This window comes from Stenotrophomonas sp. SI-NJAU-1, assembly GCF_020883215.1.
Lineage (GTDB): Bacteria > Pseudomonadota > Gammaproteobacteria > Xanthomonadales > Xanthomonadaceae > Stenotrophomonas > Stenotrophomonas indicatrix.
The window spans coordinates 1,779,529-1,804,307 of record NZ_CP086598.1; the positions used below are offsets into that span (position 1 = coordinate 1,779,529).

A 24,779-nucleotide genomic window follows, 5' to 3' on the forward strand; every position below is an offset into this window, starting at 1 on the left:
TTCAACGTTGGAGCACGCATGCCATTCCTCGACCTTCCGCAGCATCGCCTGCACTACCAGACCGAGGGCCGCGCCGACGGGCAGTGGCTGACCTTCTGCAATTCGCTGGGTACCGACCTGGGCATGTGGCAGCCGCAGGTGGATGCACTCGCCTCGCAGTACCGCATCCTGCGCTATGACCGTCGCGGTCATGGCCAGTCCAGCACGCCACCGGGGCTGTACAGCGTGGCCGAACTGGGCGCTGATGTGCTGGCCCTGTGGGACCACCTCGGCATCGCGCGCAGCCATTTCTGCGGGCTGTCGATCGGTGGCCTGACCGGGCAGTGGCTGGGCGTGCATGCTGGCAATCGCCTGCGCACGCTCACGGTGGCTGCCACCGCAGCGAAGATCGGTACGCTGGACGGCTGGCAGGCGCGCATCGCCCAGGTCCAGCACGATGGCCTGTTGCCGCTGGTCGATGGCACCCGCGAACGCTGGTTCACCGCCGCCTTCGCGCAGACCCATGCCAGCCAGGTGGAAGACATCCTGCAGCGCTTCCTCGCCACCAGCGTGGCTGGCTATGCCGGCTGCTGCAACGCCGTAGGCACGGCCGACTTCCGTGATGCGCTGGGCCGCATTGGCGTGCCGCTGCTGGCCATTGCCGGAAATGACGACCCGGTGTGCGCACCGGCCGAGCTGCAGGCAATCGCCGACGGCGTGGCCCATGGCCACCATGCCGCCGTGCCGGGCCGCCACATCTGCAACCTGGAATCGCCGCAGGCGTTCACCTCCGCACTGGCCGCGCATCTCTCGGCGCAGCACTGATCCCGCACAACAGGTAGACCACGATGGACGAACAGGAACGCTACGAAGCCGGCCTTGCGGTGCGCCGCCAGGTACTGGGTGAGGCACACGTCGAACGCTCGCTGCAGGCGCGCACCGAGTTCACCACCGAATTCCAGGAATTCATCACGCGCACGGCGTGGGGCACGGTGTGGACGCGCGAGGGCCTGCCGCGGCACACGCGCTCGCTGCTGACCATCGTGATGATGGTGGCGCTGGGCCATGACGAGGAGTTCAAGCTGCATATCCGTGCCGCCCGCAACAACGGCGTGACGGCGGAGGAGATCAAGGAAGCGCTGCTGCAGGCCGCGATCTACTGTGGCGTGCCCGCGGCCAACCACGCGTTCGCGCTGGCCAGGCCGATCCTGGAAGAGCAGGCCGCAGAGCGCTGACGCCGAACATCCGCCGGGCATGGCCCGGCGCTACCAGAGCGCGGCCCCGGCGCCGGGCCATGCCCGGCGGCTGTACCTCAATTCAACAGCGTCCCCAGCCGCTGTGCGGCCTCGCGCAGGCGCGGCAACAGCTGGGTCTGCATTACGCCCAGGCCGATACGGCCCGCCTGGGTGCCGATGTTCAGCGCGGCCACGACATCGCCGCTGCGCGAACGCACCGGCACGGCGATCGAGCGCAGGCCGATCTCCAGTTCCTGATCGACCAGCGACGCGCCTTCGCGGCGCACCTTTTCCAGCAGGTCGAGGAAGTCATCCATGCGGGTGACCGTGCGTTCAGTACGCGGCCGCAACGGGTTGCGTTCCAGGTAGCCTTCCAGCGTGTCGCGCGGCAACGAGGCCAGCAGCACGCGGCCCATCGAGGTGCAGTAGGCCGGCAGGCGGCTGCCTGCGCGCAGGCCGATCGACATGATGCGTACGGTTTCCGCGCGCGCCACGTACAGGATGTCATCGCCATCGAGCACGCCCAGCGAGCAGGATTCGTGCACGGCATCGCGCAGGGCATCCAGCAGCGGTTGTGCAGCAGCGGTCATCGACGACGACGCGACATAGGCGCCGCCCATGCCCAGCACGCGCGGCAGCAGCACGTAGCCGCGGCCCTGTTCACCCACATAGCCGAGCTTTTCCAGCGTGTACAGCACGCGCCGTACCGCTGCGCGGGAAATGCCGGTATCGCTGCTGATCTGCGACATCGTCACTTCGCGCGGGTGCTGCGAGAACACGCTCAGCACGGCCAGGCCGCGGCCGAGCGACGTCATGAAGTCCGGATCGCCCTGGTTGTCCTGGATCTGCTGCATCAGCTCATGGGCCAGGCCACGATCCTGCGGGGGGGCAGGGGGGCGCTTGGGTCGACGGCTGGGAGGAACGGCAGGCATGGCAGCAGCTTTCATCGGGTTCGACCTCGCATGGTAAGGGCTCGAACCAGCAACCGGTACCCACGCGGCGCAGCCTGCGAGGCTGCGCCGCGTGGCGCCGGTCACTTGCGCTCGGGCAGCGCGTAGGCGATCACGTAGTCGCCACGGTCCGGTGACTGGCGTGCGCCACCGGCGGAAATCACCACGTACTGGCGACCGGTCTTCGGCGAGACGTAGGTCATCGGCGTGCCCTGGCTGCCAACCGGCATGCGGGCCTTCCACACTTCCTCGCCGGTGCGGCTGTCATAGGCGCGAAGGTAGTAATCCTGCGTACCGGCGAAGAACAGCAGGCCCGACTGCGTGGCCAGCGAACCGCCCAGGGTCGGCATGCCGATCGGAATCGGCAGGCCCATCTTGATACCCATCGGCCCGGTGTCCTTCACCGTGCCCACCGGCACCTGCCAGACCAGCTGGCGGGTGGCCAGGTTGATCGCCGACATCGTGCCGAACGGCGGTTTCTGGCAGGGAATGCCCAGCTTGGACAGGAAGCGGTCGCGCAGCGAGCCGTACGGCGTGCCGGTCTGCGAGGCCGCACCCATTTCCACGCCACCGTCGCCGCTGGTCATCTGCGCGCGCGGGATCAGCTTGGTCCACAGGCCCAGGCGCATGTCATTGACGAACAGGTAGCCGGTGGTGGGGTCGACCGAGGCGCTGCCCCAGTTCATGCCACCCAGCGAACCGGGCCACTGCAGCGCGAGGTCTTCGCCCGGCGGCGTGTACATGCCGTCGTAGCGGAACTGCTTGAACTGGATGCGGCACAGCATCTGGTCGATCGGGGTGGCGCCCCACATGTCCGACTCGGTCAGCGTCTGCGCGCCGATCTGCGGCAGGCCCACCGACAGCGGCTGGGTGGCGGCATAGCGTTCGCCCTGCGCATTGCCCTGCGGCGCGGGTATGTTGCGCACTTCGCTGATCGGCACGCCGGTCTGGCGGTTGAGCATGAAGATCTGCCCGGCCTTGGTGATCTGCAGCAGGGCCGGCAGCGTGCCGCCCTTGCCGTCGGGCACATCGGTCAGGGTCGGCTGCGCGGGCAGGTCGTAGTCCCACAGATCGTGGTGCACGGTCTGGTAGACCCAGCGCTCCTTGCCGGTGGCCACGTCCAGCGCAACCACCGCCGAACTGTACTTGTCATCCTGCGGGGTGCGCTCGCCGGCCCACTGGTCCGGGGTGGTGTTGCCGGTGGGCAGGTAGACCAGGCCCAGCTGCGGGTCGTAGGCCATCGAGGTCCACACGTTCGGCGTGGCGCGCGTGTAGTGGATCGACGGATCCAGCGGCACGTCCGGGGTTTCCCTGGAAAGATCCCAGACCCAGGCCAGTGCGCCGGTGCGCACGTTGTAGGCACGCACCACGCCGGACGGCTCACCCACTTCGATGTTGTCGGCCACGCGGCCACCGACCACGATCAGTTCGCCCGCCACCAGCGGTGCGGCGGTGAGCGTGTAGAAGCCCGGCTTGATCTCGCCCATGCCGACCTTCAGATCGACCACGCCGTTGCTGCCGAAGTCCGGGCACAACGCGCCGGTCTTCGCATCCAGCGCGAAAAGGCGCGCATCGATGGAGGTCATCAGAATGCGCTTCCCGCACAGCGCCGGACCCGTGCTGGCCGTTTCGGTGGCCGGCAGCGGCGCAGGTGCCGGAGCGGCTGCATCTGCCGCAGACGGTGCCGTGGTTGCGTCGAAATAGCCCAGACCGCGGCAGCGTTGCCAGTTCGGCGCGGTGGCCTTGGGGTCGAAGGCCCAGCGCTGCCTGCCGGAATCGGCATCGATGGCGATCACCTGGTTGTGCGGGGTGCACAGGAACAGGGTGTCGCCGATCTGCAGCGGGGTGTTCTGGTCCTCGGCACCGAAACCGTTGCTTTCCGGGACATCGCCGGTGCGCGCCGTCCAGGCAACCTGCAGTTCCTTCACGTTGGCCGGGGTGATCTGGTCCAGCGCGGCAAAGCGGGTGCCGGCGGTGGTGTTGCCCCAATGCATCCAGTCGCGCTGTTCAGCGCCCTTGGCCACCGGCACCACCGGCGGCGTCGTGCCCTGCGCGGTCTGTACCGGGCGCGGCTGGAACGCCGACACCGCAGTGCCCAGCAGGCCGACCAGCAGCACGGCGGCCACGCCATAGGCGCCGCGACCGGCAACCTGGCCTCGGCTGCGGCGCAGCACCGGCCAGGCCAGGGCGACCAGCAGGGCCAGCACCGCCGGCATCACCAGCCGCGATACCAGCGGCCAGAAATTCCAGCCGGCATCCACCAGCGCCCACAACAGCGTGGCCAGGAAGGCCAGGCCGTACAGCAGCGCACCGTTCGGCCGGCGCATCGCCAGCAGTACGCCGGCTACCGCCGACACCGCACCCATCAGCAGGAAATACCAACTGCCCCCCAGCTGCACCAGGCGTACACCGCCGACCAGCAGAGCCAGGCCGAACAGGGTCACCAGGATGCCGAGCAGGACCACCAGCACACGGCACAGGGCCGGAACTCTCGTCGTCTCGTCCACGTTGCATGAACCTCATTGCGAAAAACCCGCGCGGAGGCGGGGAAAGCCCCGCGCGCGCCAGGCGTGGCGGGGGCCAACGGCATCCCGGGCGGCTGCGGGCCGTGACGGCGGGCAGGCGTCGGCCTGCTTATGACGCAGGCTGGGTGAATGACCGGTTAGGGCGATTATCGCACGCGTGTGCGATTTTGGCGTGATGCCCCACGGCGCCATCGGTGGAACGCAGCGGCGCAGTGGTGCCGGGAACGGGCAGGGCACGGGCGAACCGGTTACCCTATGCCGCCATACAAGCTGGTAGCTGCAATGACCGACGCCACCGTGGCCGTCCCCGCCTGGGCCTCGCGCCTGCGCGACATCGCTGATTTCCCGAAGCCGGGCATCCTGTTCAAGGACATCATGCCGCTGCTCGCTCACAGCGAGGACTTCCGTGGCGCGGTCGTGGCGATGGCCGATCGCTGGCGCGATCAGAAGCTGGACGCGGTGGTCGGCATCGAATCGCGCGGCTTCATCCTCGGTGCGGCCATGGCGCTGGAACTGGGCGTGGGCTTCGTGCCGGTGCGCAAGCCGGGCAAGCTGCCGGGCAAGGTGCTGCGTGAGGAATACACCCTGGAATACCGCAGCGACTGCATTGAAGTGCATGCCGACGCGCTGCCCGCCGGTGCGCGTGTAGCGATCATCGACGATGTGCTGGCAACCGGCGGTACGCTGGTGGCTGCGTTGTCGCTGGTGCGCCGCCTGGGCGTGGACGTAGTCGGCGCCGGCGTGCTGGTCGAGCTGGATGGCCTGGGCGGCCGTGGTCGCTGGGAAGCGGATCTGCCGCTGCACACCGAACTGGTGTTCTGATTGCGCAGGTGCCAACCAAGGTGGCGCCTGCCCGAGCGAATCGCGGCGAACCGGTAGTTGCCAACCTTGGTTGGCACCGCATGGATGGGCCAACCAAGGTTGGCCACTACCAGGTCACCTCGCTGCCAACCGTGATCGGCAGCGCTCCTTCAATCACATCATCCGCACGCGGAAACGACGGCCCTTGATCTTGCCCGCTTCCAGCTTCGCCACCGCCTTGTTGACCTGCTCGCGGGCGATCGCCACGTAGGAACGGGTCGGGAAGATCGCGATCTTGCCGATGAACTTGGCCGACAGGCCGGCATCGCCGGTGAGGGCGCCGAGGATGTCGCCTGCGCGCAGCTTGTCGGTCTTGCCGCCATCGATGCGCAGGGTGCGCATCGCCGCCTGCGGCAGCTCGGCCGGGCGCGACGTCGCCAGCGGCGTCTTCTGCCAGTCCAACGGCTGGCCCATCTGGGCCTCAACGGCGTCGGCACGAGTCTTCTCGCGGCCGGCCACCAGGCTGATCGCCAGGCCACTGGCGCCGGCACGACCGGTGCGGCCGACACGGTGCTGGTAGCTCTCGACGTCGGTCGGCAGCTCGTAGTTGATCACTGCGGCCAGCTCTTCCACATCCAGGCCGCGCGCGGCAACGTCGCTGGCAACCAGCACGTTGCAGCTGCGGTTGGCCAGGCGCAGCAGCACTTCCTCGCGGTCGCGCTGTTCCATGTCGCCATGCAGGGCGAGCGCGGAGAAGCCGAACTGCTGCAGCGAGTTGGCCACTTCGTCCACGTCCTTGCGGGTGTTGCAGAAGACCACGGCCGATTCGGGCGTGTACTTCAGCAGCAGGCCGGCCAGTGCCTTCTGCCGGTGTGCCGGTTCGACTTCGCAGAACAGGTGGCGGATGGCCGGGGCCTGGTCGGCGCCTTCCACGGTCACTTCCACGGCATCGCGCAGCAGGTCGCGGGCCATGGCGCGGATGGTGTCGGGGAAGGTTGCCGAGAACAGCAGGCTCTGGCGATCGCGGTGGGTACGGCCGGCGATCTCACGGATCGGTTCCTCGAAGCCCATATCGAGCATGCGGTCGGCTTCATCCAGCACCAGGGTGCGCACGGCGCCCAGATTCAGTGCGCGCTTGCGCGCCAGTTCCTGCACGCGGCCGGGCGTGCCGACCACCACGTGCGGATCGTGGCTTTCCAGCGACGCCAGCTGCGGGCCCAGCGGTGTGCCGCCGGTCAGCAGCAGCAGCTTCAGGTTGGGGATGCCGGTGGCCAGCTTGCGGATCTGCTTGGCCACCTGGTCGGCCAGCTCGCGGGTGGGGCACAGCACCAGCGCCTGTACGCGGATCAGGCTGGGATCGATGGATTGCAGCAGGCCAAGACCGAAGGCGGCGGTCTTGCCGCTGCCGGTCGGGGCCTGGGCGATCACATCGCGGCCATCAAGGATGGCGGGCAGGCTCTGCGCCTGGATCGGCGTGAGGGTGGTATAGCCGAGGGCATCCAGGCCGGGCTGCAGGGCCGGGCTCAGCGGCAGGGTCGAGAAATCAGTCATGGCGCATTGTACCTGCGCGCGCGCCCGGTCCCGCCGTCGTTCACGATTGTGGGGGCGCCCGGTAGCGGGCGACCTTGGTCGGCACCTTGGCCGAACATCTTCTCAGCCCAGCCCGATGGCCACCAGCCGCGCAGCCATCGCCTGCAACTGCTCCGGGGTGGCCGGTTTTCCAGCGGCCCGGGGCTCCAGCAGCAGCTGGTGGAACCACGGGTTGGCGTGCCGCGTGTCGACGTCGAACGAGCAGGTCGCCTGCGCGCCCATCATCGCCTGAACGATCTCGACCAGCGTGTCTTCGGCCTCATCGACATTGCCCGGCCCATAGCGATCATCCAGAAGGCGCAGCGGGATCTTCAGCAGGGCGGGGGAGACTGGCATGCCTCAAGTCTAACGATCCACGTTGGACATGCGCAGCAGGAGGCTCAGGCCGCGTCAACATGGAACTGAATCAGGCCACAGTGCAGGCACTCGAACGTGTAGAAGCCGATATCTGCACCGGGTACGTAACCGCTGACCAGCTCCGACCAAAGTGTTTCGTCGGCGTTGTTGGCCGCGCACCAGGCCGCGATGGTCGCTGCCGAGGCCTGACTCACCTGTTCCATCGTGGCGTCGCCCAGGAAACGGCAGACATCGCTGCAATGTGCCAGCCATTTTTCACCTTGAAAACTGGCGTAGCCCGGTGTGCGTCGGGACAGCTCTTCCAGCGCGGTTTCGGGCACCACTTCGTCGATGTCCAGACTGAAGGCAAATTCGACATCCAGCGTCGATGCTGCACGGCCATCAGCAATGCACCAAGGGCAGATCTGTTCCGAAAAATCTTCGCGCCCTTCGTGGAGGGCATCGCGCAGGTACACGTATCCACGCGCCTGCTGGCAGACCCTGCAGGCAGAGCTGGAGGGGCCCACGTTGCCCGTCGCAACCGGGTCCGGATGGTAGCGGAAGTTTGGAAGGTGATTGACGCTCATGGTGTCCATGTAGTGCAGCGCAGGGTGCGTTCTTGTACGACCTGCGGATAGGCTCGGCAAGCTGGGGGCGATCAGCCCAGCACCGCCAGCACACCGTGGTGGATCGCCAGGCCACCCAGCAGCAACCAGGCGAACAGGATCGATGCCAGCAGCAGCGGCTTCAACCCGGCCTGGCGCAGCGCAGACACATGGGTGGTCAGGCCCAGCGCGGCCATCGCCATGGCCAGCAGCACGGTATCCAGCTGCACCAGCCCGGCCTGCACACCCACCGGCAGCAGATGCAGCGAGTTGAGCCCGGCAACCGCCACGAAACCGAACGCGAACCACGGCACCACGATCCGGGTCTTGCCACCGTCCGCCGCTGCCTTGCCACCACGCGCCAGCCACAAGGAAAGTGCGATCAGGAACGGTGCCAGCAGCATCACCCGCACCATCTTGGTGATGACCGCGGTATCGGCGGCTGATTCACCCACCGCACGTCCGGCAGCCACCACCTGTGCCACTTCATGCACAGTGGCGCCGGTGAACAGGCCGTACTGCCGCGCGTCCATCGCCAGCCAGCCGTGCGACTGCACCAGCGCATACAGTGCCGGGTACAGGAACATGGCCAGCGTGCCGAACACCACCACCGTCGATACCGCTACCGTCACCTGCGCAGCACGGCCGCGCACCACCGGCTCGGCGGCCATCACCGCCGCCGCACCGCAGATCGCGCTGCCGGCACCGATCAGCATGGCGGCCTCGCGCTCCATCCTGAACACCCGTACGCCCAGCCAGCAGGCCAAGCCGAAGGTGCTCGCCACCACCAGCACGTCCATCAGCACACCGGCCACGCCAACCTGGCCGATGTCCTGGAAGGTCAGCCGCAGGCCGTACAGCACGATGCCCGCACGCAGCAGCCAGTGCTTGGAGAAGCCCACGCCCGCCGCGCTGGCAGGGGCCAGTCGCGGGTACGCGGTGTTGCCGACCACGATGCCGGCGACGATGGCGACGGTCAGCGCACTCAGGCCATGCGCCTGCAGCCACGGCAGCTCGGCCAGGTACAGCGACGCCGCCGCCACCAGGCCGACCAGCAGCAGGCCGGGCAGGCGCAGTTGCCAGCGCTGGCGCAGGGCGGGCAGGGACCAGGGGGGCAGGGCAGGCGCGTTCATGGCGGCTGGGATACGGGAGAGAGGCGTACAGCCTGCCTCTGTCCAATCGACCCGTAAAACGAATAATATAGCTGAAACCTACCCATAAAGCAGGTAATTGACATGCGCCTGACGCTCCGCCAGCTGCAGGTCTTCGTTGCCATCGCCGACCAGGGCAGCACCACCGCAGCAGGGCAGGCCATCGCACTTTCCCAGTCCGCCACCAGCGCCGCCCTGCAGGAGCTGGAAGCGCACTTCGGCACGCCGCTGTTCGACCGCATCGGCCGTCGCCTCACATTGAACGGCCACGGCCGGGCCTTGCTGGAGCCGGCGCGCGCGCTGTTGGTCAATGCCGCCGATCTGGAGCGGCAATTGGCGGCGGGCGGTGACCCGTCCCGAGGCGCACCGCTGCGGCTGGTGTTGGCGGCCAGCACCACCATCGGCAACTACCTGCTGCCGCCGCGCATCGCCGAGCTGCTGCGGCAGGCACCGCAGGCCGAGGTCGATCTGCGCATCGACAACAGCGCAGGCGTGGTGGCGGCCGTTCAACGGCTGGACGTGGATGCAGGACTGATCGAAGGCCCGTGCCACGAACGCGGGCTGCAGGTGACCGCCTGGCAGCAGGACCCGCTGGTGATCGTCGCCGCCGCGGATGCGCCTCCGCGCTGGTCGCTGGATGAACTGCGCGCAGCGCGCTGGCTGCTGCGCGAACCCGGCTCAGGCACCCGCGAGGCTGTCGAACAGGCATTGCTGCCGCATCTGCGCGGCTTCGCCCAGACCCTGCAGCTGGGCAATACCGAAGCCATCAAGCAAGCCGCCATCGCCGGCCTCGGCCTGGCCTGCCTCTCGCGTCATGCGCTGGAAGAACCCTTGGCCCTCGGCCGCCTGCGCATCCTTGAAACGCCATTGCCGGCCCTGCACCGCACGCTGTGGCTGGTACGCCACCCCGGCAAGCGATGGTTGCCGGGTTTGCAGGCGTTGCTGGGGGAAGTGGGGTAATCCGCCCAATCCAGTCGATTCCATCAATTCACCCCGCAGCGATCATTCACGCATGGCGTGGATCTACGTGTTGACCAAGGTCGACACCTACCAACAGCAGCGGAGATCTGTCGAAGGCGGGGCGGTGTGGGGCTGCAGGACCGTTGGCGCCATGGATGGCGCCATCGAGCCCCCATGGAAGGGTTTACGGCGTGTCCTGAAGCCCCACACCACCCCGCTATCCCTCCAGCAAGTCGGGGTTGGCTGTTGCTGTTGCTGCGGCCGTGGCCTCCGCGGGTGCCGGGCGCCGCCCGGCCAGGCTCCGCAACCCGCTACAATGGCCGGATGCCTCTGATTACTCTGCAAAACGTCGACTTCAGCGTCGGCGGCCCGCTGTTGCTGGAAAAAGCCGAACTGTCGATCGAGCCGGGCGAGCGTATCGCCCTGATCGGCCGCAACGGCGCCGGCAAATCGACCCTGCTCAAGCTGCTGTCCGGCGACCACAAGCCCGATGACGGTGAAGTGCGCGTGCAGCAGGGCGTGCGCGTGACTCGCCTGGAGCAGGAGGTGCCGCATGGCGCCGCTGGCAGCGTGTTCGACGTCGTCGCCGATGGCCTGGGCGAACTGGGCCAATGGCTCGCCGAATTCCATCACCTCAGCCACGCCGACGTGTTCGATGGCGAAGCGCTGGGCAACGTCCAGGCCAAGATCGATGCCGCCAATGGCTGGGGCTTGGATCAGCGGGTCAGCGAGACCCTGACCAAGCTCGACCTCGATGGCGACGCGGAGTTCGCGCGCCTGTCCGGCGGCATGAAGCGCCGCGTGCTGCTCGGCCGCGCGCTGGTCTCCAGCCCCGACCTGCTGCTGCTGGACGAACCGACCAACCACCTCGACATCGAAGCCATCGACTGGCTCGAAATGTTCCTCAAGAACTGGAACGGCAGCGTGGTGTTCGTCACCCATGACCGCCGCTTCCTGCGTGCGCTGGCCACCCGCATCGTCGAGATCGACCGCGGCCAGGTCACCAGCTGGCCGGGCGACTGGGCCAACTACGAGCGCCGTCGCGAAGAACGCCTCAACGCGCAGGCCCAGGAAAACGCACGGTTCGACAAGCTGCTGGCGCAGGAAGAAGTGTGGATCCGCCAGGGCATCAAGGCACGCCGCACCCGCGACGAAGGCCGCGTGCGCCGCTTGAAGGCGATGCGCAACGAGCGTTCCGCCCGCCGCGACCTCAGCGGCAACGTCAAGATGGAAGCGGCTCAGGGCGTGAGCTCGGGCAAGAAGGTCATCGACATCAAGGACATTTCGTTCGCCTTCGGCGATCGCACGATGGTCCGCGATTTCTCCACCACCATCCTGCGTGGCGACCGCATCGGCCTGATCGGCCCCAACGGCAGTGGCAAGACCACGCTGTTGAAGCTGCTGCTGGGCGAGCTGCAGCCGCAGAAGGGTGAGGTCAACGCCGGCACCAACCTGCAGGTTGCGTACTTCGACCAGTACCGTGCAGTGCTGCGCGAAGACTGGAGCGCGATCGAGAACGTGGCCGAAGGCCGCGATTTCCTCGAGTTCAACGGCAAGCGCAAGCACGTGCACGCCTACCTGCAGGACTTCATGTTCACCCCCGAGCGCGCGCGCGCGCCGATCACCCGCCTGTCCGGTGGCGAACGCAACCGCCTGCTGCTGGCCAAGCTGTTCGCGCAGCCGTCCAACCTGCTGGTGATGGACGAACCGACCAACGATCTGGACGTGGAAACCCTGGAGCTGCTGGAAGAGCTGCTGGGCGAATACAACGGCACGTTGCTGCTGGTCAGCCATGATCGTGACTTCATCGACAACGTGGTGACCTCCACGCTGGTGATGGAAGGCGATGGCGTGATCGGCGAGTACGTGGGCGGCTACAGCGACTGGCAGCGTTACGCGGCCAGCATTGCTGCGCCTGCCTCGGCCCCCGTAGCCAAGCCGGTGGTCGCTGCCCCGGCGGCGGCTGCGGAACCGGCAGCGCCCAAGCGCAAGCTGGCCTACAAGGAAGCGCGTGAGCTGGAGCAGCTGCCGAAGACCATCGAGAAGCTGGAAGGCGACGTCGAAGGGCTGACCTCGGCAATGAACGATCCGTCGTTCTACACGCGCAGCAGCGCCGAAGTGACCGCGCACACCCAGCAGCTGGCCAAGGTGCAGGCCGAGCTGGATGCCGCGTACGCACGCTGGGAAGAACTGGAAGGCTGAGCCAGGGCGATGGCCGTCTCGCTTGGCGGGCGGCCACCGATTCACGTGCGTTCGGGCATTGTCACTTTCTTTGCTCGTGCAAAGAAAGTAACCAAAGAAACACGCCGCCAGATCGCGAGCCGGCGCTGTGCGCCGGTGCCCTCCGCTTCTCTGTGAATCAGGGGACGGTGCCGAACTCGCTGCGCTCAGACATCGGCACCTCTACGCCCTGATTCCCTTGCGATGCTCGGCTCGCTCAAGGCGGACCTGAGGCAAAATCCAAAGCGGTCGCTTCACTTGCCGGGCGCACTCGTGCGTTGGTGATGGTGATACCTGTTAGCGGCTGTCGCTTTTGATCTGTTTCCGCCTTGTAGCGAGCCGAGCACCGCAGGTCCGCCGAGGGCGAAGAGGTGCGGGTGTCTGAGCGCAGCGAGTTCCCACGCCGTCCCTTGGTGGACCGAGGAGCGCAGGGTACCGGCGCGTAGCATCGGCTCGCGGATGGCGGAGCGTTTCTTTTGGTTACTTTTCTTTGCGCGCACCGCACCGCACTGCAGGAGCAGGGCGGAACGGCATAGCCGGCCCGCAGGGTGACGCACAAGGATGTGCGTCATCAAGAGAAGTAACGCCCACCCACCGGCGGCCGGCGGTCATTTGACCCCGTGCAGATCCCGCAGCTGGCTCGGCCGGCTGCCGAAATACGCGGCCAGATCGGCAATGTCCTGATCGCTCAGGTCCTTCGCCTGCGGTGTCATCAGCGCATGCTGGCGATCACCGGCACGGTAGGCCTGCAGCGCATGCGCCAGGTAATCGCCATATTGCCCACCCAGCTTCGGATAGGTCGGATCGATCGGCGCATTGCCGTCGGCACCGTGGCAATCGATGCAGCTCTGGCTGGTGGCCTTGCTCTTGACCTTGGCGCGGGCCTCGCCGGCGGCTTCACGCCCGGCAGGCAGGCCCGCGGAGGAAGACGATCCGTGCTCGCCGCTGGCGTGGCCGGGATCGCCAGCGGATTTCTCGCTGTTCTCCACCTGTGACTGCGAGCAGGCCGCCAGCAGCAGGGCGACGGACAGGGCGATGGCGTGACGCAGTGGATGCGCGGCTTTCGACATGGGCGGGCCTTACTTGACGGTGGACAGGTAAACAGCGAGATCGGCGATCTCCTGTTCGCTGAAACTCATCGACTGCGCCTGCATCGTCGGATGCCGGCGCTTGCCCTGGCGGTACTCGGTCAGGGCCTGGGTCAGGTACTGCTGGGTCTGGCCACCGATCTTCGGTACCCGGTAACTGGGGTAGGCGTTCTTGTAACCGGTGATGCCGTGGCAACCCTGGCAGGTGTAGGCCAGCACACGGCCATTGTCGAAACTGCCGGTGGGCGTGGCAGCCGCCGGCACAGGGGCCGGAGCCGGTGCCGGGGCGGGTGGTGCTGCAGGAGCAGGTGCGGGCTGTGCGGCGGCCCCGAGGGGCAGGAGGACGGCCAGAGCGAGACAAGCGGCGAGCGGCTGCGGGCGCATGGTGTCTTTTCCGGGGATTCGGGTCTGGTCGTTCCGGCGTGGGGTACGGAACGACCCGAGTATAGCCTCAGGTTTCATCTAGCTGAAATGGGGTCGGCCCGACCGGCGGCGTGAAGACACCATGACCTTTGGGATATGGTGTTGCCGTGAAGTGGTGCATTACTTTGCTACCACACCTGCCCACGCATCCTCCAGGGATCTGACGATGTCGCACCAAACCTTCCTGCCCGGCCCCCGCAGCGGACTCTGCGCTGCCGCGCTGCTGCTCTCCACCTCCCTGCTGCTGAGCGGTTGCGCCGCTGGGCCCAACAACGAGGCCAAGGCGGCCGAGACCAAGGACGAGAAGAAGGTCGACGCGGTACCGGTTGAAGTGGCCGTGGCCAGCCATCGCGCGGTGGCCGCCAGCTACACCGGAACGGCAGCACTGGAGCCGCGCGCCGAATCGCAGGTGGTCGCCAAGACCTCGGGCGTCGCGCTGGCGGTACTGGTCGAGGAAGGGCAGCGGGTCAGCGCCGGGCAGCCTCTGGTGCGGCTGGATCCGGACCGCGCACGCCTGGCCGTTGCCCAGAGCGAGGCGCAGATGCGCAAGCTGGAGAACAACTACCAGCGCGCACAGAAGCTGGTCGGCCAGCAGATGGTCAGCGCTGCCGATGTCGACCAACTGCGCTACGACCTGGAAAACGTGCGCGCGCAGTACCGCCTGGCCACGCTGGAACTGTCCTACACCACCGTGGTCGCACCGATTTCCGGCGTGATCGCCTCGCGATCGATCAAGACCGGCAACTTCGTGCAGATCAACACGCCGATCTTCCGCATCGTCGACAACTCGCGGCTGGAAGCCACCCTCAACGTGCCCGAGCGCGAGCTGGCGACCTTGCGTGCGGGCCAGCCGGTCACGCTGTCGGCCGATGCGCTGCCGGGCCAGACCTTCACTGGCGTCGTCGACCGCATCGCACCGGTAGTGGATTCGGGCAGCGGCACCTTCCGTGTGGTCAGTGCTTTCGACGGTGCCGCGCAGTCGCTGCAGCCGGGCATGTTTGGCCGTATCCGCATCGACTACGACCAGCGTGCCGACGCACTGGTGGTGCCGCGCCTGGCACTGCTGGACGATGGTGAGCCGGCAGTGTTCCGCGTGCGCGAGGGCAAGGTCGCGCGGGTGCCGGTCAAGCTCGGCTACGCCGAAGGGCCTTGGGTGGAAATCCGTGAGGGACTGGCGGCAGGCGACCAGATCGTCACCGCCGGCAAGGTCGCCCTGCGCGACGGCACCGCGGTGCAGGTGATCGCCGATCCGAAGGCCAAGGCGAAGACCGTAACCGCCTCGGCCAAGCCGGCAGAGAAGGCCGGGAGCACGCAATGACCGCGCCCGGCCACGATCACGGTGCCTCGCCCGGGAGCGATGGCGCCGCCGCAGGCATGCGTGGCGGCCTGGTGGAGTTCGCCACCCGCCGCCGCGTCACCATCGCCATGTGCACGGTCACCCTGCTGCTGTTCGGCCTGATCGCACTGGGCAACCTCAAGGTCAACCTGCTGCCCGACCTCAGCTATCCGACGCTGACCGTACGCACCGAGTACACCGGTGCGGCGCCGACGGAAATGGAAACCCTGATCACCCAGCCGGTCGAAGAAGCCGTGGGCGTGGTCAAGAACCTGCGCAAGCTGAAGTCGGTCTCGCGTACCGGCCAGAGTGATGTGGTGCTCGAGTTCGCCTGGGGCACCAACATGGACCAGGCCAGCCTGGAAGTGCGCGACAAGATGGAAGCGCTGAACCTGCCCCTGGAAGCCAAGGCGCCGGTGCTGCTGCGCTTCAATCCGTCCACCGAGCCGATCATGCGCCTGGTGCTGTCGACCAAGGCCGCGCCTGCGACCGACGAAGAAGCGATCCGTGAACTGACCGGCCTGCGTCGCTATGCCGACGAAGACCTGAAGAAGAAGCTGGAGCCGGTTACCGGCGTGGCGGCGGTGAAGGTTGGCGGTGGCCTGGAAGACGAGATCCAGGTCGACATCGACCAGCAGAAACTGGCCCAGCTCAACCTGCCGATCGACACCGTCATCAAGCGGTTGAAGGAAGAGAACATCAACATTTCCGGCGGCCGCCTGGAGGAGGGCTCGCAGCGCTTCCTGGTGCGCACCGTCAACCAGTTCGCCGATCTGGAAGAAATCCGCAACCTGCTGGTCACCACCCAGTCCGCCAACGGCAGCGCGGCCGACTCGGCGCTGCAGCAGATGTTCAACATCGCTGCCTCTACGGGTTCGGCTGCAGCCGTCGCCGCCGCTTCCGCTGCGCAGAGCGCTTCCTCTGGCGGCGCCTCCAGCGTGGTCGCCAACGGCGTGCCGGTGCGCCTGAAGGACGTGGCCACCGTGCGCCAGGGCTACAAGGAACGCGAAGCGGTCATCCGCCTGGGCGGCAAGGAGTCGGTCGAACTGGCGATCTACAAGGAAGGCGACGCCAATACCGTGGCCACCGCCGAAGCGCTGCGCAAGCGTCTGGAGCAGATCAAGGCAACGTTCCCGGCCGATGCCGAACTGACCACCATCGAAGACCAGTCGCGCTTCATCGAGCATGCCATCGCCGACGTCAAGAAAGACGCGGTGATCGGTGGCCTGCTGGCGATCCTGATCATCTTCCTGTTCCTGCGCGACGGCTGGAGCACGTTCGTGATCAGCCTGTCGTTGCCGGTCTCGATCATCGCCACGTTCTTCTTCATGGGCCAGCTTGGCCTGAGCTTGAACGTGATGTCGCTGGGCGGCCTGGCACTGGCCACCGGCCTGGTGGTGGATGACTCCATCGTGGTGCTGGAGAGCATCGCCAAGGCGCGCGAACGCGGCCTGGGCATCCTGCAGGCGGCGATCGCCGGTACCCGTGAAGTGAGCATGGCCGTGGTCGCCTCGACCCTGACCACCATCGCGGTGTTCCTGCCGCTGGTGTTCGTCGACGGCATCGCCGGCCAGCTGTTCCGCGACCAGGCGTTGACCGTGGCCATCGCCATCGCGATTTCGCTGCTGGTGTCGATGACCCTGATTCCGATGCTGAGCTCGCTGAAGGGCCGGCCGCCGCTGGCCTTCCCGGAAGAAGCCGCAGCCGAGCCGTGGCAGCCGCAGAGCCGCTGGCAGAAGCCGGTCGCACTCGGCCGTCGTGGTGTGGTGGCGACGATGCGCTGGAGTTTCTACGCGCTGGCATGGCTGGTGGTGCGCCTCTGCCGTGGCGTGGCTGCAGTGGTCGGCCCGGTGATGCGCAAGGCCAGCGACATCGCCATGAAGCCGTACGCCGGTGCCGAACGTGGCTACCTGCGGCTGCTGCCGGGTGCGTTGGCCCATCCCGGCAAGGTGCTGGGCCTGGCCGCACTGGCGTTCGTCGGCACGATGGCGCTGGTGCCGATGCTCGGCGCCGACCTGATCCCGCAGCTGGCGCAGGACCGTTTCGAAATGACGGTCAAGCTGCCGGCCGGCACGCCGCTGAAGCAGACCGATGCGCTGGTGCGCGAGCTGCAGCTGGCACACGGCAACGGCGAAGGCGTGGCCTCGCTGTACGGCGTCAGCGGCAGCGGTACCCGCCTGGATGCCAGCCCGACCGAGAGCGGCGAGAACATCGGCAAGCTGACCATCGTGATGGAAGGCGGCGGCAACCCGCAGACCGAAGCGGAGATCACCGAGCGCCTGCGCGACACCATGGGCCAGCACCCGGGGGCGCAGGTCGACTTCGCGCGGCCGGCATTGTTCAGCTTCTCCACGCCGCTGGAAATCGAACTGCGTGGGCAGGACATGGCAACCCTGGAAGTGGCTGGCCAGCGCCTGGCGGCGCTGCTGCGCGGCAATGCGCACTACGCCGACGTCAAATCCACCGTGGAAGAGGGTTTCCCGGAAATCCAGATCCGCTTCGACCAGGAGCGCGCCGGCGCACTGGGCCTGACCACGCGGCAGATCGCCGATGTGGTGGTGAAGAAGGTGCGCGGCGATGTCGCCACCCGGTACAGCTTCCGCGACCGCAAGATCGATGTGCTGGTGCGCGCGCAGGAAACCGATCGCGCCAGCGTGGAGAGCATCCGCCGGTTGATCGTCAATCCGGGCAGCAGCCGTCCGGTCACCCTGGATGCGGTAGCCGACGTGGTTGCCACCACCGGCCCCAGCGAGATCCATCGTGCCGACCAGACCCGGGTGGCCGTGGTCTCGGCCAACCTGCGCGACATCGACCTGGGCGCGGCCATGCGCGAAGTACAGCAGATGGTGTCCGAACAGCCGCTGGGGGCAGGCGTGGGCCTGCACATCGGCGGCCAGGGCGAGGAACTGGCACAGGCGGCGAAGTCGCTGATCTTCGCCTTCGGCCTGGCGATCTTCTTGGTCTACCTGGTGATGGCCTCGCAGTTCGAATCGCTGCTGCATCCGTTCGTGATCCTGTTCACCATCCCGCTGGCGCTGGTCGGCGCGATCCTGGCGTTGATGCTGACCGGCAAGCCGATTTCGGTGGTGGTGTTCATCGGCCTGATCCTGCTGGTCGGCCTGGTCACCAAGAACGCGATCATCCTGATCGACAAAGTCAACCAGCTGCGCGAGGCCGGCGTGGCCAAGCACGAGGCCTTGGTGGAAGGTGCGCGTTCGCGCCTGCGGCCGATCATCATGACCACCCTGTGCACGCTGTTCGGCTTCCTGCCGCTGGCGGTGGCGATGGGCGAGGGTGCCGAAGTGCGCGCACCGATGGCGATCACCGTGATCGGTGGCCTGCTGGTGTCGACCCTGTTGACCCTGCTGGTGATCCCGGTGGTGTACGACCTGATGGACCGCCGCGGCGATGCCTACTACCGCGAACGCGGTCGCAAGCATGCCGGTGAGGGCCTGCACGGTGCCGAGGGCAGTGCGTCGGGTGCGGAGGAACCGGCATGAGCGTTGCCGAGTTCTCCATCCGCCGCCCGGTCACCACCATCATGTGTTTCGTGTCGCTGGTGGTGGTCGGCCTGATCGCCTCGTTCCGGCTGCCACTGGAAGCGCTGCCGGACATCTCCGCACCGTTCCTGTTCGTGCAGATTCCCTATACCGGCTCCACGCCGGAAGAAGTCGAGCGGACCATCATCCGGCCGGTGGAGGAGTCGCTGGCGACGATGACCGGCATCAAGCGCATGCGGTCGTCGGCGACCTCCGAAGCTGCGTCGATCTTCATCGAGTTCAGCGACTGGGATCGTGATATCGCCATCGCCGCTTCGGACGCGCGCGAGCGCATCGACGCGATCCGCAGTGATTTGCCTGACGACATGCAGCGCTACAACGTGTTCAAGTGGTCCAGCAGCGACCAGCCGGTGCTGAAGGTGCGCCTGGCCAGCACAACCGACCTGACCACTGCCTATGACATGCTCGACCGCGAATTCAAGCGGCGTATCGAGCGGATTCCGGGCGTGGCCCGGGTCGAGATCACCGGCGCGCCGCCGAACGAGGTGGAGATCGCGATCGATCCGAACCGCCTGAACGCCCACGGCCTGAGCATCAATGAGCTGAGCGATCGGCTGCGCACGCTGAACTTCTCCATCTCGGCCGGGCAGATCGATGACAACGGCCAGCGCGTGCGCGTGCAGCCGGTGGGCGAGATCACCGATCTGCAGGAAATGCGTGACCTGGTGATCAATGCCAAGGGGCTGCGCCTGGGTGACATTGCCGATGTGCGGCTGAAGCCGGCGCGGATGAGCTATGGCCGCCGTCTGGATGGCAATCCTGCCGTCGGCCTGGACATCTACAAGGAACGCAGCGCCAACCTGGTGGACGTCTCGCGCGGCGCGCTTGCCGAGGTTGAGGCGATCCGCGCGCAGGCGTCGATGCGCGACGTGCAGATCAAGGTGATCGACAACCAGGGCAAGGCGGTGACCTCGTCCCTGCTGGAGCTGGCCGAGGCCGGCGGTGTCGGCCTGATCCTGTCGGTGACGGTGCTGTTCTTCTTCCTGCGCCACTGGCCGTCGACGTTGATGGTGACCCTGGCCATTCCGATCTGCTTCACCATCACCCTCGGCTTCATGTATTTCGCCGGGGTGACGCTCAACATCCTGACCATGATGGGCCTGCTGCTGGCCGTCGGCATGCTGGTCGACAATGCCGTGGTGGTGGTCGAGAGCATCTACCAGGAGCGTGAGCGGCTGCCGGACCAGCCACGCTTGGCCTCGATCATCGGCACCCGCAACGTTGCCATCGCGCTCAGCGCCGGCACCTTGTGCCACTGCATCGTGTTCGTACCCAACCTGTTTGGTGAAACCAACAACATCAGCATCTTCATGGCGCAGATCGCGATCACCATCTCGGTCTCGCTGCTGGCCTCCTGGCTGGTGGCGGTCAGCCTGATCCCGATGCTGTCGGCACGCATGGCCACGCCCAAGCTGGTGCACTCGCAGACCGGCGTGATCGCGCGCCTGCAGCGCCGCTACGCGCAGCTGCTGGACTGGTCACTGCGCCATCGCGGCTGGAGCCTGCTCGGCATCGTGCTGGTGGTGCTGGTCAGCCTGGTGCCGATGAAGCTGACCAAGATCGACATGTTCGGTGGCGACGGTGGCAAGGACATCTTCATCGGCTACATGTGGAAGGGCGCCTACACCTACCGGCAGATGTCCGAGGAAGTGGCCCGTGTCGAAGCCTGGATCGAGCAGAACCGCGAGCGCCTGCACGTGCAGCAGGTCTATTCCTGGTACAGCGAACAGGAAGGCAGCTCCACCGTGGTCACCCTGGACGAGAAGTACGCCAAGGACATCAAGGCGCTGCAGGAGGAACTGCGCAAGGGCCTGCCGAAGTCCGCGCGCACCGACTACTTCGTCGGCAACCAGGGCGGTGATGGCGGCGGTGGCGGCAACCAGGGCGTGCAGGTGCAGCTGGTCGGCGACTCCAGCGCGATGCTGCAGGAGATCGGCCAGGAAGTGCTGCCGCTGCTGGCACAGCGCGCCGAGCTTCGCGATGTGCGCATCGACAACGGCGAGAAGGGCGGCGAGCTGAAAGTGCACGTCGACCGTGAGCGTGCAGCGGCGTTCGGATTCAATGCCGAGCAGGTTGCCAGTTTCGTTGGCCTGGCGCTGCGTGGTGCACCGATGCGCGAGTTCCGTCGGGGCGACAACGAAGTGCCGGTATGGGTACGCTTCGCCGGTGCCGAACAGAGCAGCCCTGAAGACCTGGCCGGTTTCAGCGTGCGCACCGGTGATGGCCGCAGCGTACCGCTGTTGAGCCTGGTCAGTGTCGACGTGGGTTCCTCGGCGACCCAGATCGGCCGCACCAACCGCCAGACCACGTTGACCATCAAGGCCAACCTGGCCGAGAAGATCACCGCGCCGGACGGCCGCAAGGCCATGGAAGCAGTGCTCAAGCCGATGAACTTCCCGGCCGGCTACGGCTTCACCTTCGATGGCGGTGACTACGGCGATGACAACGAGGCGATGCAGCAGATGGTGTTCAACCTGCTGATCGCGCTGGTGATGATCTACGTGGTGATGGCTGCGGTGTTCGAATCGTTGCTGTTCCCGGCGGCGATCATGAGCGGCGTGCTGTTCTCGATCTTCGGCGTGTTCTGGCTGTTCTGGATCACCGGCACCTCGTTCGGGATCATGTCCTTCATCGGCATCCTGGTGCTGATGGGCGTGGTGGTGAACAACGGCATCGTGATGATCGAGCACATCAACAATCTGCGCCGGGGCGGGATGGGCCGTACCCAGGCGCTGGTGGAGGGCTCACGCGAGCGTCTACGCCCGATCATGATGACCATGGGCACGGCGATCCTGGCGATGGTGCCGATCTCGCTGACCGATACACAGATGTTCGGCAACGGGCCGGAGTACTCGCCGATGGCGCGTGCGATTGCCGGTGGCCTGGCGTTCTCTACCGTGGTCAGCCTGCTGTTCCTGCCGACGATCTACGCGGTGCTTGATGACCTGCGCAATGCGGTGGTGCGGCTGATCCAGCGCGCTCGCGGCCGCGAGGTCGTGGCGGGAACCCCGGTGTAGGTGTAGCGGTCGAGCTTGCTCGACCGTAGGGGCGAAAACGTGTTGTGGTGGGGGGAGACCGGTCGTAGTGGGGCGGTCTCCCCTTTTTTTCGCCGGGCATGGCCCGGCGCTACCATCGCCGCGCGTGTAAACGACGTGCCAACCAAGGTTGGCACCTACCGGTAGCGCCGGGCTATGCCCGGCGAGGCAGCGATCAGCTCGCCACCTTGCTCCACACCTTTGGCACCTACCGGTAGCGCCGGGCCATGCCCGGCGGGGCAGCGATCAGCTCGCCACCTTGCTCCACACTTTGCCTGCGGTCAGCCACAGGCCCAGCATGCTGCCCAGGTTGGTCAGCATGAAGGTCAGCACCACGCGGGTGACACGGTTGCGGTACCAGCCCTTCAACGACTGTGCATCGTCACGCAGCTTGAGGAAATCCTCGTAGGTCGGCTTGCGCAGGCGCGCTTCCACCAGTGCCGCGAATGCGCCGGTGGGGATGCTCAGGCGGAACGGTTTGAACGGCGCCACCACGATCGCGGTGAGGATGCTCAGCGGGTGGCTGCCGGCCACCAGGCAGCCCAGGCCAGCCAGGCCGCCGGTATACATCGCCCAGGTCGCCAGCAGTTCGGTGCCCACGCCCAGTCCGCCACGATAGAAGCCGACACCGATGCCGGTGGCCACGATGGCGAGGATCGCCAGGGTGAACCATGGGATGTTGCGCTTCTTCGGCACCGCTTCCAGCTGCTCGCGCAACGGCGCAGGCGCCTCGGTATCGGTTTCCAGGTAACGCGCCAGGCCCGCCAGATGGCCGGCGCCGACCACCGCAAGCACTTCGCGCTGCTGCGGATCATGCGCTTCACGCAGGCGCGTGGCCATGTAGCGGTCGCGCTCGCCGATGATCGTTTCGTACAACGCCGGGCTCTCGCTGGCGAATTCGCCGAAGCTCGATTCCAGCATGTCGCCCTGCTTCAGCTTCTCGATCTCGTCTTCGCCGACATCCTCGGACGAGAACAGGCCGGCGCCGAGCCCGGCCACCAGCTTCAGCTTGCCGAAGAAGCCCAGTCGCTGCGAAGCACGACGGAATGTCAGGCCGACTTCGCGGTCGATCAGGTGCACCGGCAGGTTGCGCTCGCGCGCCAGGTCCACCGCACGCTTGAGTTCGGCGCCCGGCTCGATGCCGAGCTGTTCGGCCAGTCGGCGCTGGTAGGCCGACAACGCGAGGTTGGCCGCGAACAACGCGACGCGGCCCTTGCGGATCACTTCCACCAGGTCCAGTTTGGCCAGCGTGTCCGGGTCGCTCAGCGCCTGCAGGCGCTGTGGGTCCAGCTCGACGGCCACCGCATCGAAACGTCCGCTGTCGATGGCTTTCTCCACCGCCTCGACGCTGGCATGGGAGACGTGGGCAGTGCCCAGCAGGGTGTAACGCACACCATCGCGCTCGACGACGCGCACTGGCTGGCCGGCGAACAGATCATCGCCGGTTTCGGGAAGGGTTTCGGTCATGGAATCATTCATTGGAAGGAGCGGAATCGGCGCCATCGCCGAGCGCGCGCTGCATCTGTACGGTGTCCAGCCAGCGGCCATGCTTGCGGCCGAGGCCACGGAACACGCCCACCAGCTGGAAACCGAAGCGTTCGTGCAGCTTGATGGAGGCCGTGTTGGTCGGCTCGCCGATCACCGCCACCATCTGTCGATGGCCGCGCGCGGTGCAGGCATCGATCAGTGCCTGCAGCAGGCTGGTGCCGACGCCACGGCCCTGGAAGCGGGCATCGACATAGACCGAGTTCTCAACGGTCCACTGGTAGGCGATGCGCGTGCGGTAGGTATTGGCATACGCATAGCCGGCAACCTGACCGTCGACCTCGGCCACCAGGTAGGGGAAGCCGCGGTCGATGATGTCGCGCATGCGGCGCAGCATCTCGGCCTGGTCGGGAATCTCGTACTCGTAGGTGTTGACGAAGTCGGTCACTTCCACCGCGTAGATCGCGGTGATCGCAGCAATGTCGGCAGGGCCGGCATCACGGATGAGTACGGCCATGCGCGGGCTCCGGGTCAGTCGATGTAGCGCTTGAGCAGGTCGCCGTAGGCGTCGATGCGACGATCACGCAGGAACGGCCAGATGCGGCGCACGTGTTCGCTGCGCTGCAGGTCGACCTCGCACATCAGGATGGTCGCGTCGGTGCCGGCTTCGGCCAGGAACTCGCCCTGCGGGCCCAGCACGTGGCTGTTGCCCCAGAACTGGATGCCCGAGGCGCCCAGCGGCGAAGCCTCGTGGCCGACGCGGTTGCAGCTGAGCACCGGCACGCCGTTGGCTACGGCATGGCCACGGTGGCTCAGTACCCAGGCGTCGCGCTGGCGGGTCTTTTCGTCCTGCACATCATCCGGGTCCCAGCCGATCGCGGTGGGGTACAGCAGCAGCTCAGCACCGGCCAGCGCCATCAGGCGCGCTGCTTCCGGGTACCACTGGTCCCAGCACACCAGCACGCCGAGGCGGCCGACCGAGGTGTCGATCGGCTTGAAGCCGATATCGCCCGGGGTGAAGTAGAACTTCTCGTAGAAGCCCGGGTCATCGGGAATGTGCATCTTGCGGTACTTGCCCAGCAAGGTGCCGTCCTTCTCGAAGACCACGGCGGTGTTGTGGTACAGGCCGGCAGCGCGGCGCTCGAACAGCGAGCCGACCAGCACCACGCCATGCTTCTTGGCCAGCGCGCCCAGGCGCTCGGTGCTCGGGCCCGGAATCGGCTCGGCCAGGTCGAACTCATCGACCGATTCGTGCTGGCAGAAGTAGGGACCGTTGTGCAGTTCCTGCAGCAGCACCAGCTTCGCGCCCTGTGCCGCGGCGTCGGCAACACGCGCTTCGATCACCGCCAGGTTGGCGGCGGCATCACCGTGGTTGCGCTCCTGGATCAGGGCGACGGTAAGGGGGCTGCGCGAGTTCATGCGGGGCGATCCTGCGGGGGAAAACCCGCATGTTAACGCGGATGCGCCACGACAGCGTGTTGGCTGCTGAATGGTGCACGC

The 24,779-nt window shown here is 66.8% G+C and carries 18 protein-coding genes and 1 pseudogene; 8 read left to right on the forward strand and 11 right to left on the reverse strand.

Annotation, left to right across the window (positions count from 1 at the left end; translation table 11 throughout):
- Positions 1–18: 18 nt before the first annotated feature.
- The gene (pcaD, locus tag LMF57_RS08310; protein WP_080149061.1) at positions 19–804 is read left to right on the forward strand and encodes a 3-oxoadipate enol-lactonase; all 786 of its coding nucleotides are present in this window, start codon (positions 19–21) and stop codon (positions 802–804) included.
- A gap of 23 nt (positions 805–827) precedes the next feature.
- A complete protein-coding gene (gene pcaC, locus LMF57_RS08315) occupies positions 828–1,214 on the forward strand; it encodes a 4-carboxymuconolactone decarboxylase (protein ID WP_208082931.1) in 387 nt (128 codons plus the stop codon).
- A gap of 77 nt (positions 1,215–1,291) precedes the next feature.
- Here the strand turns inward: pcaC and LMF57_RS08320 are convergent, their stop codons facing one another.
- A complete protein-coding gene (locus LMF57_RS08320; protein WP_229291199.1) occupies positions 1,292–2,146 on the reverse strand; it encodes an IclR family transcriptional regulator C-terminal domain-containing protein in 855 nt (284 codons plus the stop codon).
- 101 nt (positions 2,147–2,247) lie between these two features.
- Positions 2,248–4,671, reverse strand: a complete 2,424-nt coding sequence (locus tag LMF57_RS08325) for a membrane-bound PQQ-dependent dehydrogenase, glucose/quinate/shikimate family (protein ID WP_208083029.1) — start codon at positions 4,669–4,671, stop codon at positions 2,248–2,250.
- A 300-nt stretch (positions 4,672–4,971) separates the two neighbouring features.
- Between LMF57_RS08325 and LMF57_RS08330 the strand changes: the two genes are divergently transcribed.
- Entirely contained in the window at positions 4,972–5,511 is a 540-nt protein-coding gene (locus LMF57_RS08330) for an adenine phosphoribosyltransferase (protein WP_223494882.1), read from the forward strand.
- A gap of 153 nt (positions 5,512–5,664) precedes the next feature.
- On the opposite strand, the gene dbpA is transcribed toward LMF57_RS08330, so the two are convergent.
- The 4 genes from dbpA to LMF57_RS08350 all read right to left on the reverse strand — a co-directional run bounded on the left by dbpA (position 5,665) and on the right by LMF57_RS08350 (position 9,154).
- Positions 5,665–7,041, reverse strand: a complete 1,377-nt coding sequence (gene dbpA / locus LMF57_RS08335) for an ATP-dependent RNA helicase DbpA (RefSeq protein ID WP_229291200.1) — start codon at positions 7,039–7,041, stop codon at positions 5,665–5,667.
- Between the two features lie 102 nt (positions 7,042–7,143).
- Positions 7,144–7,416, reverse strand: coding sequence for a hypothetical protein (locus tag LMF57_RS08340; RefSeq protein WP_229291201.1), 273 nt, complete (start codon positions 7,414–7,416; stop codon positions 7,144–7,146).
- A gap of 44 nt (positions 7,417–7,460) precedes the next feature.
- A complete protein-coding gene (locus tag LMF57_RS08345; protein ID WP_229291202.1) occupies positions 7,461–8,012 on the reverse strand; it encodes a CbrC family protein in 552 nt (183 codons plus the stop codon).
- 62 nt (positions 8,013–8,074) lie between these two features.
- On the reverse strand, positions 8,075–9,154 hold the full coding sequence (locus tag LMF57_RS08350; RefSeq protein ID WP_229291203.1) for a YeiH family protein: 1,080 nt from the start codon (positions 9,152–9,154) through the stop codon (positions 8,075–8,077).
- Positions 9,155–9,256: 102 nt separating this feature from the next.
- Between LMF57_RS08350 and LMF57_RS08355 the strand changes: the two genes are divergently transcribed.
- Both LMF57_RS08355 and LMF57_RS08360 read left to right on the forward strand, forming a co-directional pair.
- The gene (locus LMF57_RS08355) at positions 9,257–10,132 is read left to right on the forward strand and encodes a LysR family transcriptional regulator (protein ID WP_229291204.1); all 876 of its coding nucleotides are present in this window, start codon (positions 9,257–9,259) and stop codon (positions 10,130–10,132) included.
- Positions 10,133–10,456: 324 nt separating this feature from the next.
- Positions 10,457–12,334 (forward strand): ATP-binding cassette domain-containing protein, encoded by a 1,878-nt coding sequence (locus LMF57_RS08360; protein WP_117310176.1) that lies wholly within the window; start codon positions 10,457–10,459, stop codon positions 12,332–12,334.
- Between the two features lie 626 nt (positions 12,335–12,960).
- Here the strand turns inward: LMF57_RS08360 and LMF57_RS08365 are convergent.
- Both LMF57_RS08365 and LMF57_RS08370 read right to left on the reverse strand, forming a co-directional pair.
- On the reverse strand, positions 12,961–13,422 hold the full coding sequence (locus LMF57_RS08365; RefSeq protein ID WP_032977578.1) for a cytochrome c: 462 nt from the start codon (positions 13,420–13,422) through the stop codon (positions 12,961–12,963).
- A 9-nt stretch (positions 13,423–13,431) separates the two neighbouring features.
- Complete coding sequence (locus tag LMF57_RS08370) at positions 13,432–13,824, reverse strand: c-type cytochrome (protein ID WP_025875058.1); 393 nt, start codon at positions 13,822–13,824, stop codon at positions 13,432–13,434.
- 205 nt (positions 13,825–14,029) lie between these two features.
- Here LMF57_RS08370 and LMF57_RS08375 point away from each other — a divergent pair, with 205 nt between their 5' ends.
- The 3 genes and pseudogenes from LMF57_RS08375 to LMF57_RS08385 all read left to right on the forward strand — a co-directional run bounded on the left by LMF57_RS08375 (position 14,030) and on the right by LMF57_RS08385 (position 21,776).
- A complete protein-coding gene (locus LMF57_RS08375; protein ID WP_025875055.1) occupies positions 14,030–15,181 on the forward strand; it encodes a MexH family multidrug efflux RND transporter periplasmic adaptor subunit in 1,152 nt (383 codons plus the stop codon).
- Positions 15,182–15,243: 62 nt separating this feature from the next.
- Positions 15,244–18,699, forward strand: a pseudogene (locus tag LMF57_RS08380) (efflux RND transporter permease subunit); the annotation flags it as partial.
- On the forward strand, positions 18,696–21,776 hold the full coding sequence (locus tag LMF57_RS08385) for an efflux RND transporter permease subunit (protein WP_229291205.1): 3,081 nt from the start codon (positions 18,696–18,698) through the stop codon (positions 21,774–21,776). The pseudogene LMF57_RS08380 and the gene LMF57_RS08385, both read left to right, overlap by 4 nt.
- A gap of 264 nt (positions 21,777–22,040) precedes the next feature.
- On the opposite strand, the gene LMF57_RS08390 is transcribed toward LMF57_RS08385, so the two are convergent.
- The 3 genes from LMF57_RS08390 to LMF57_RS08400 are packed head-to-tail and all read right to left on the reverse strand — an operon-like array spanning position 22,041 to position 24,698.
- The gene (locus tag LMF57_RS08390) at positions 22,041–23,273 is read right to left on the reverse strand and encodes a TraB/GumN family protein (RefSeq protein ID WP_180167484.1); all 1,233 of its coding nucleotides are present in this window, start codon (positions 23,271–23,273) and stop codon (positions 22,041–22,043) included.
- Positions 23,266–23,796, reverse strand: a complete 531-nt coding sequence (locus LMF57_RS08395) for a GNAT family N-acetyltransferase (RefSeq protein WP_025875048.1) — start codon at positions 23,794–23,796, stop codon at positions 23,266–23,268. The genes LMF57_RS08390 and LMF57_RS08395 overlap by 8 nt, the downstream gene beginning before the upstream one ends.
- A gap of 14 nt (positions 23,797–23,810) precedes the next feature.
- Positions 23,811–24,698: a carbon-nitrogen hydrolase gene (locus tag LMF57_RS08400; protein ID WP_025875046.1), complete on the reverse strand. Its 888-nt coding sequence runs from the start codon at positions 24,696–24,698 to the stop codon at positions 23,811–23,813.
- Between the last annotated feature and the right edge of the window lie 81 nt (positions 24,699–24,779).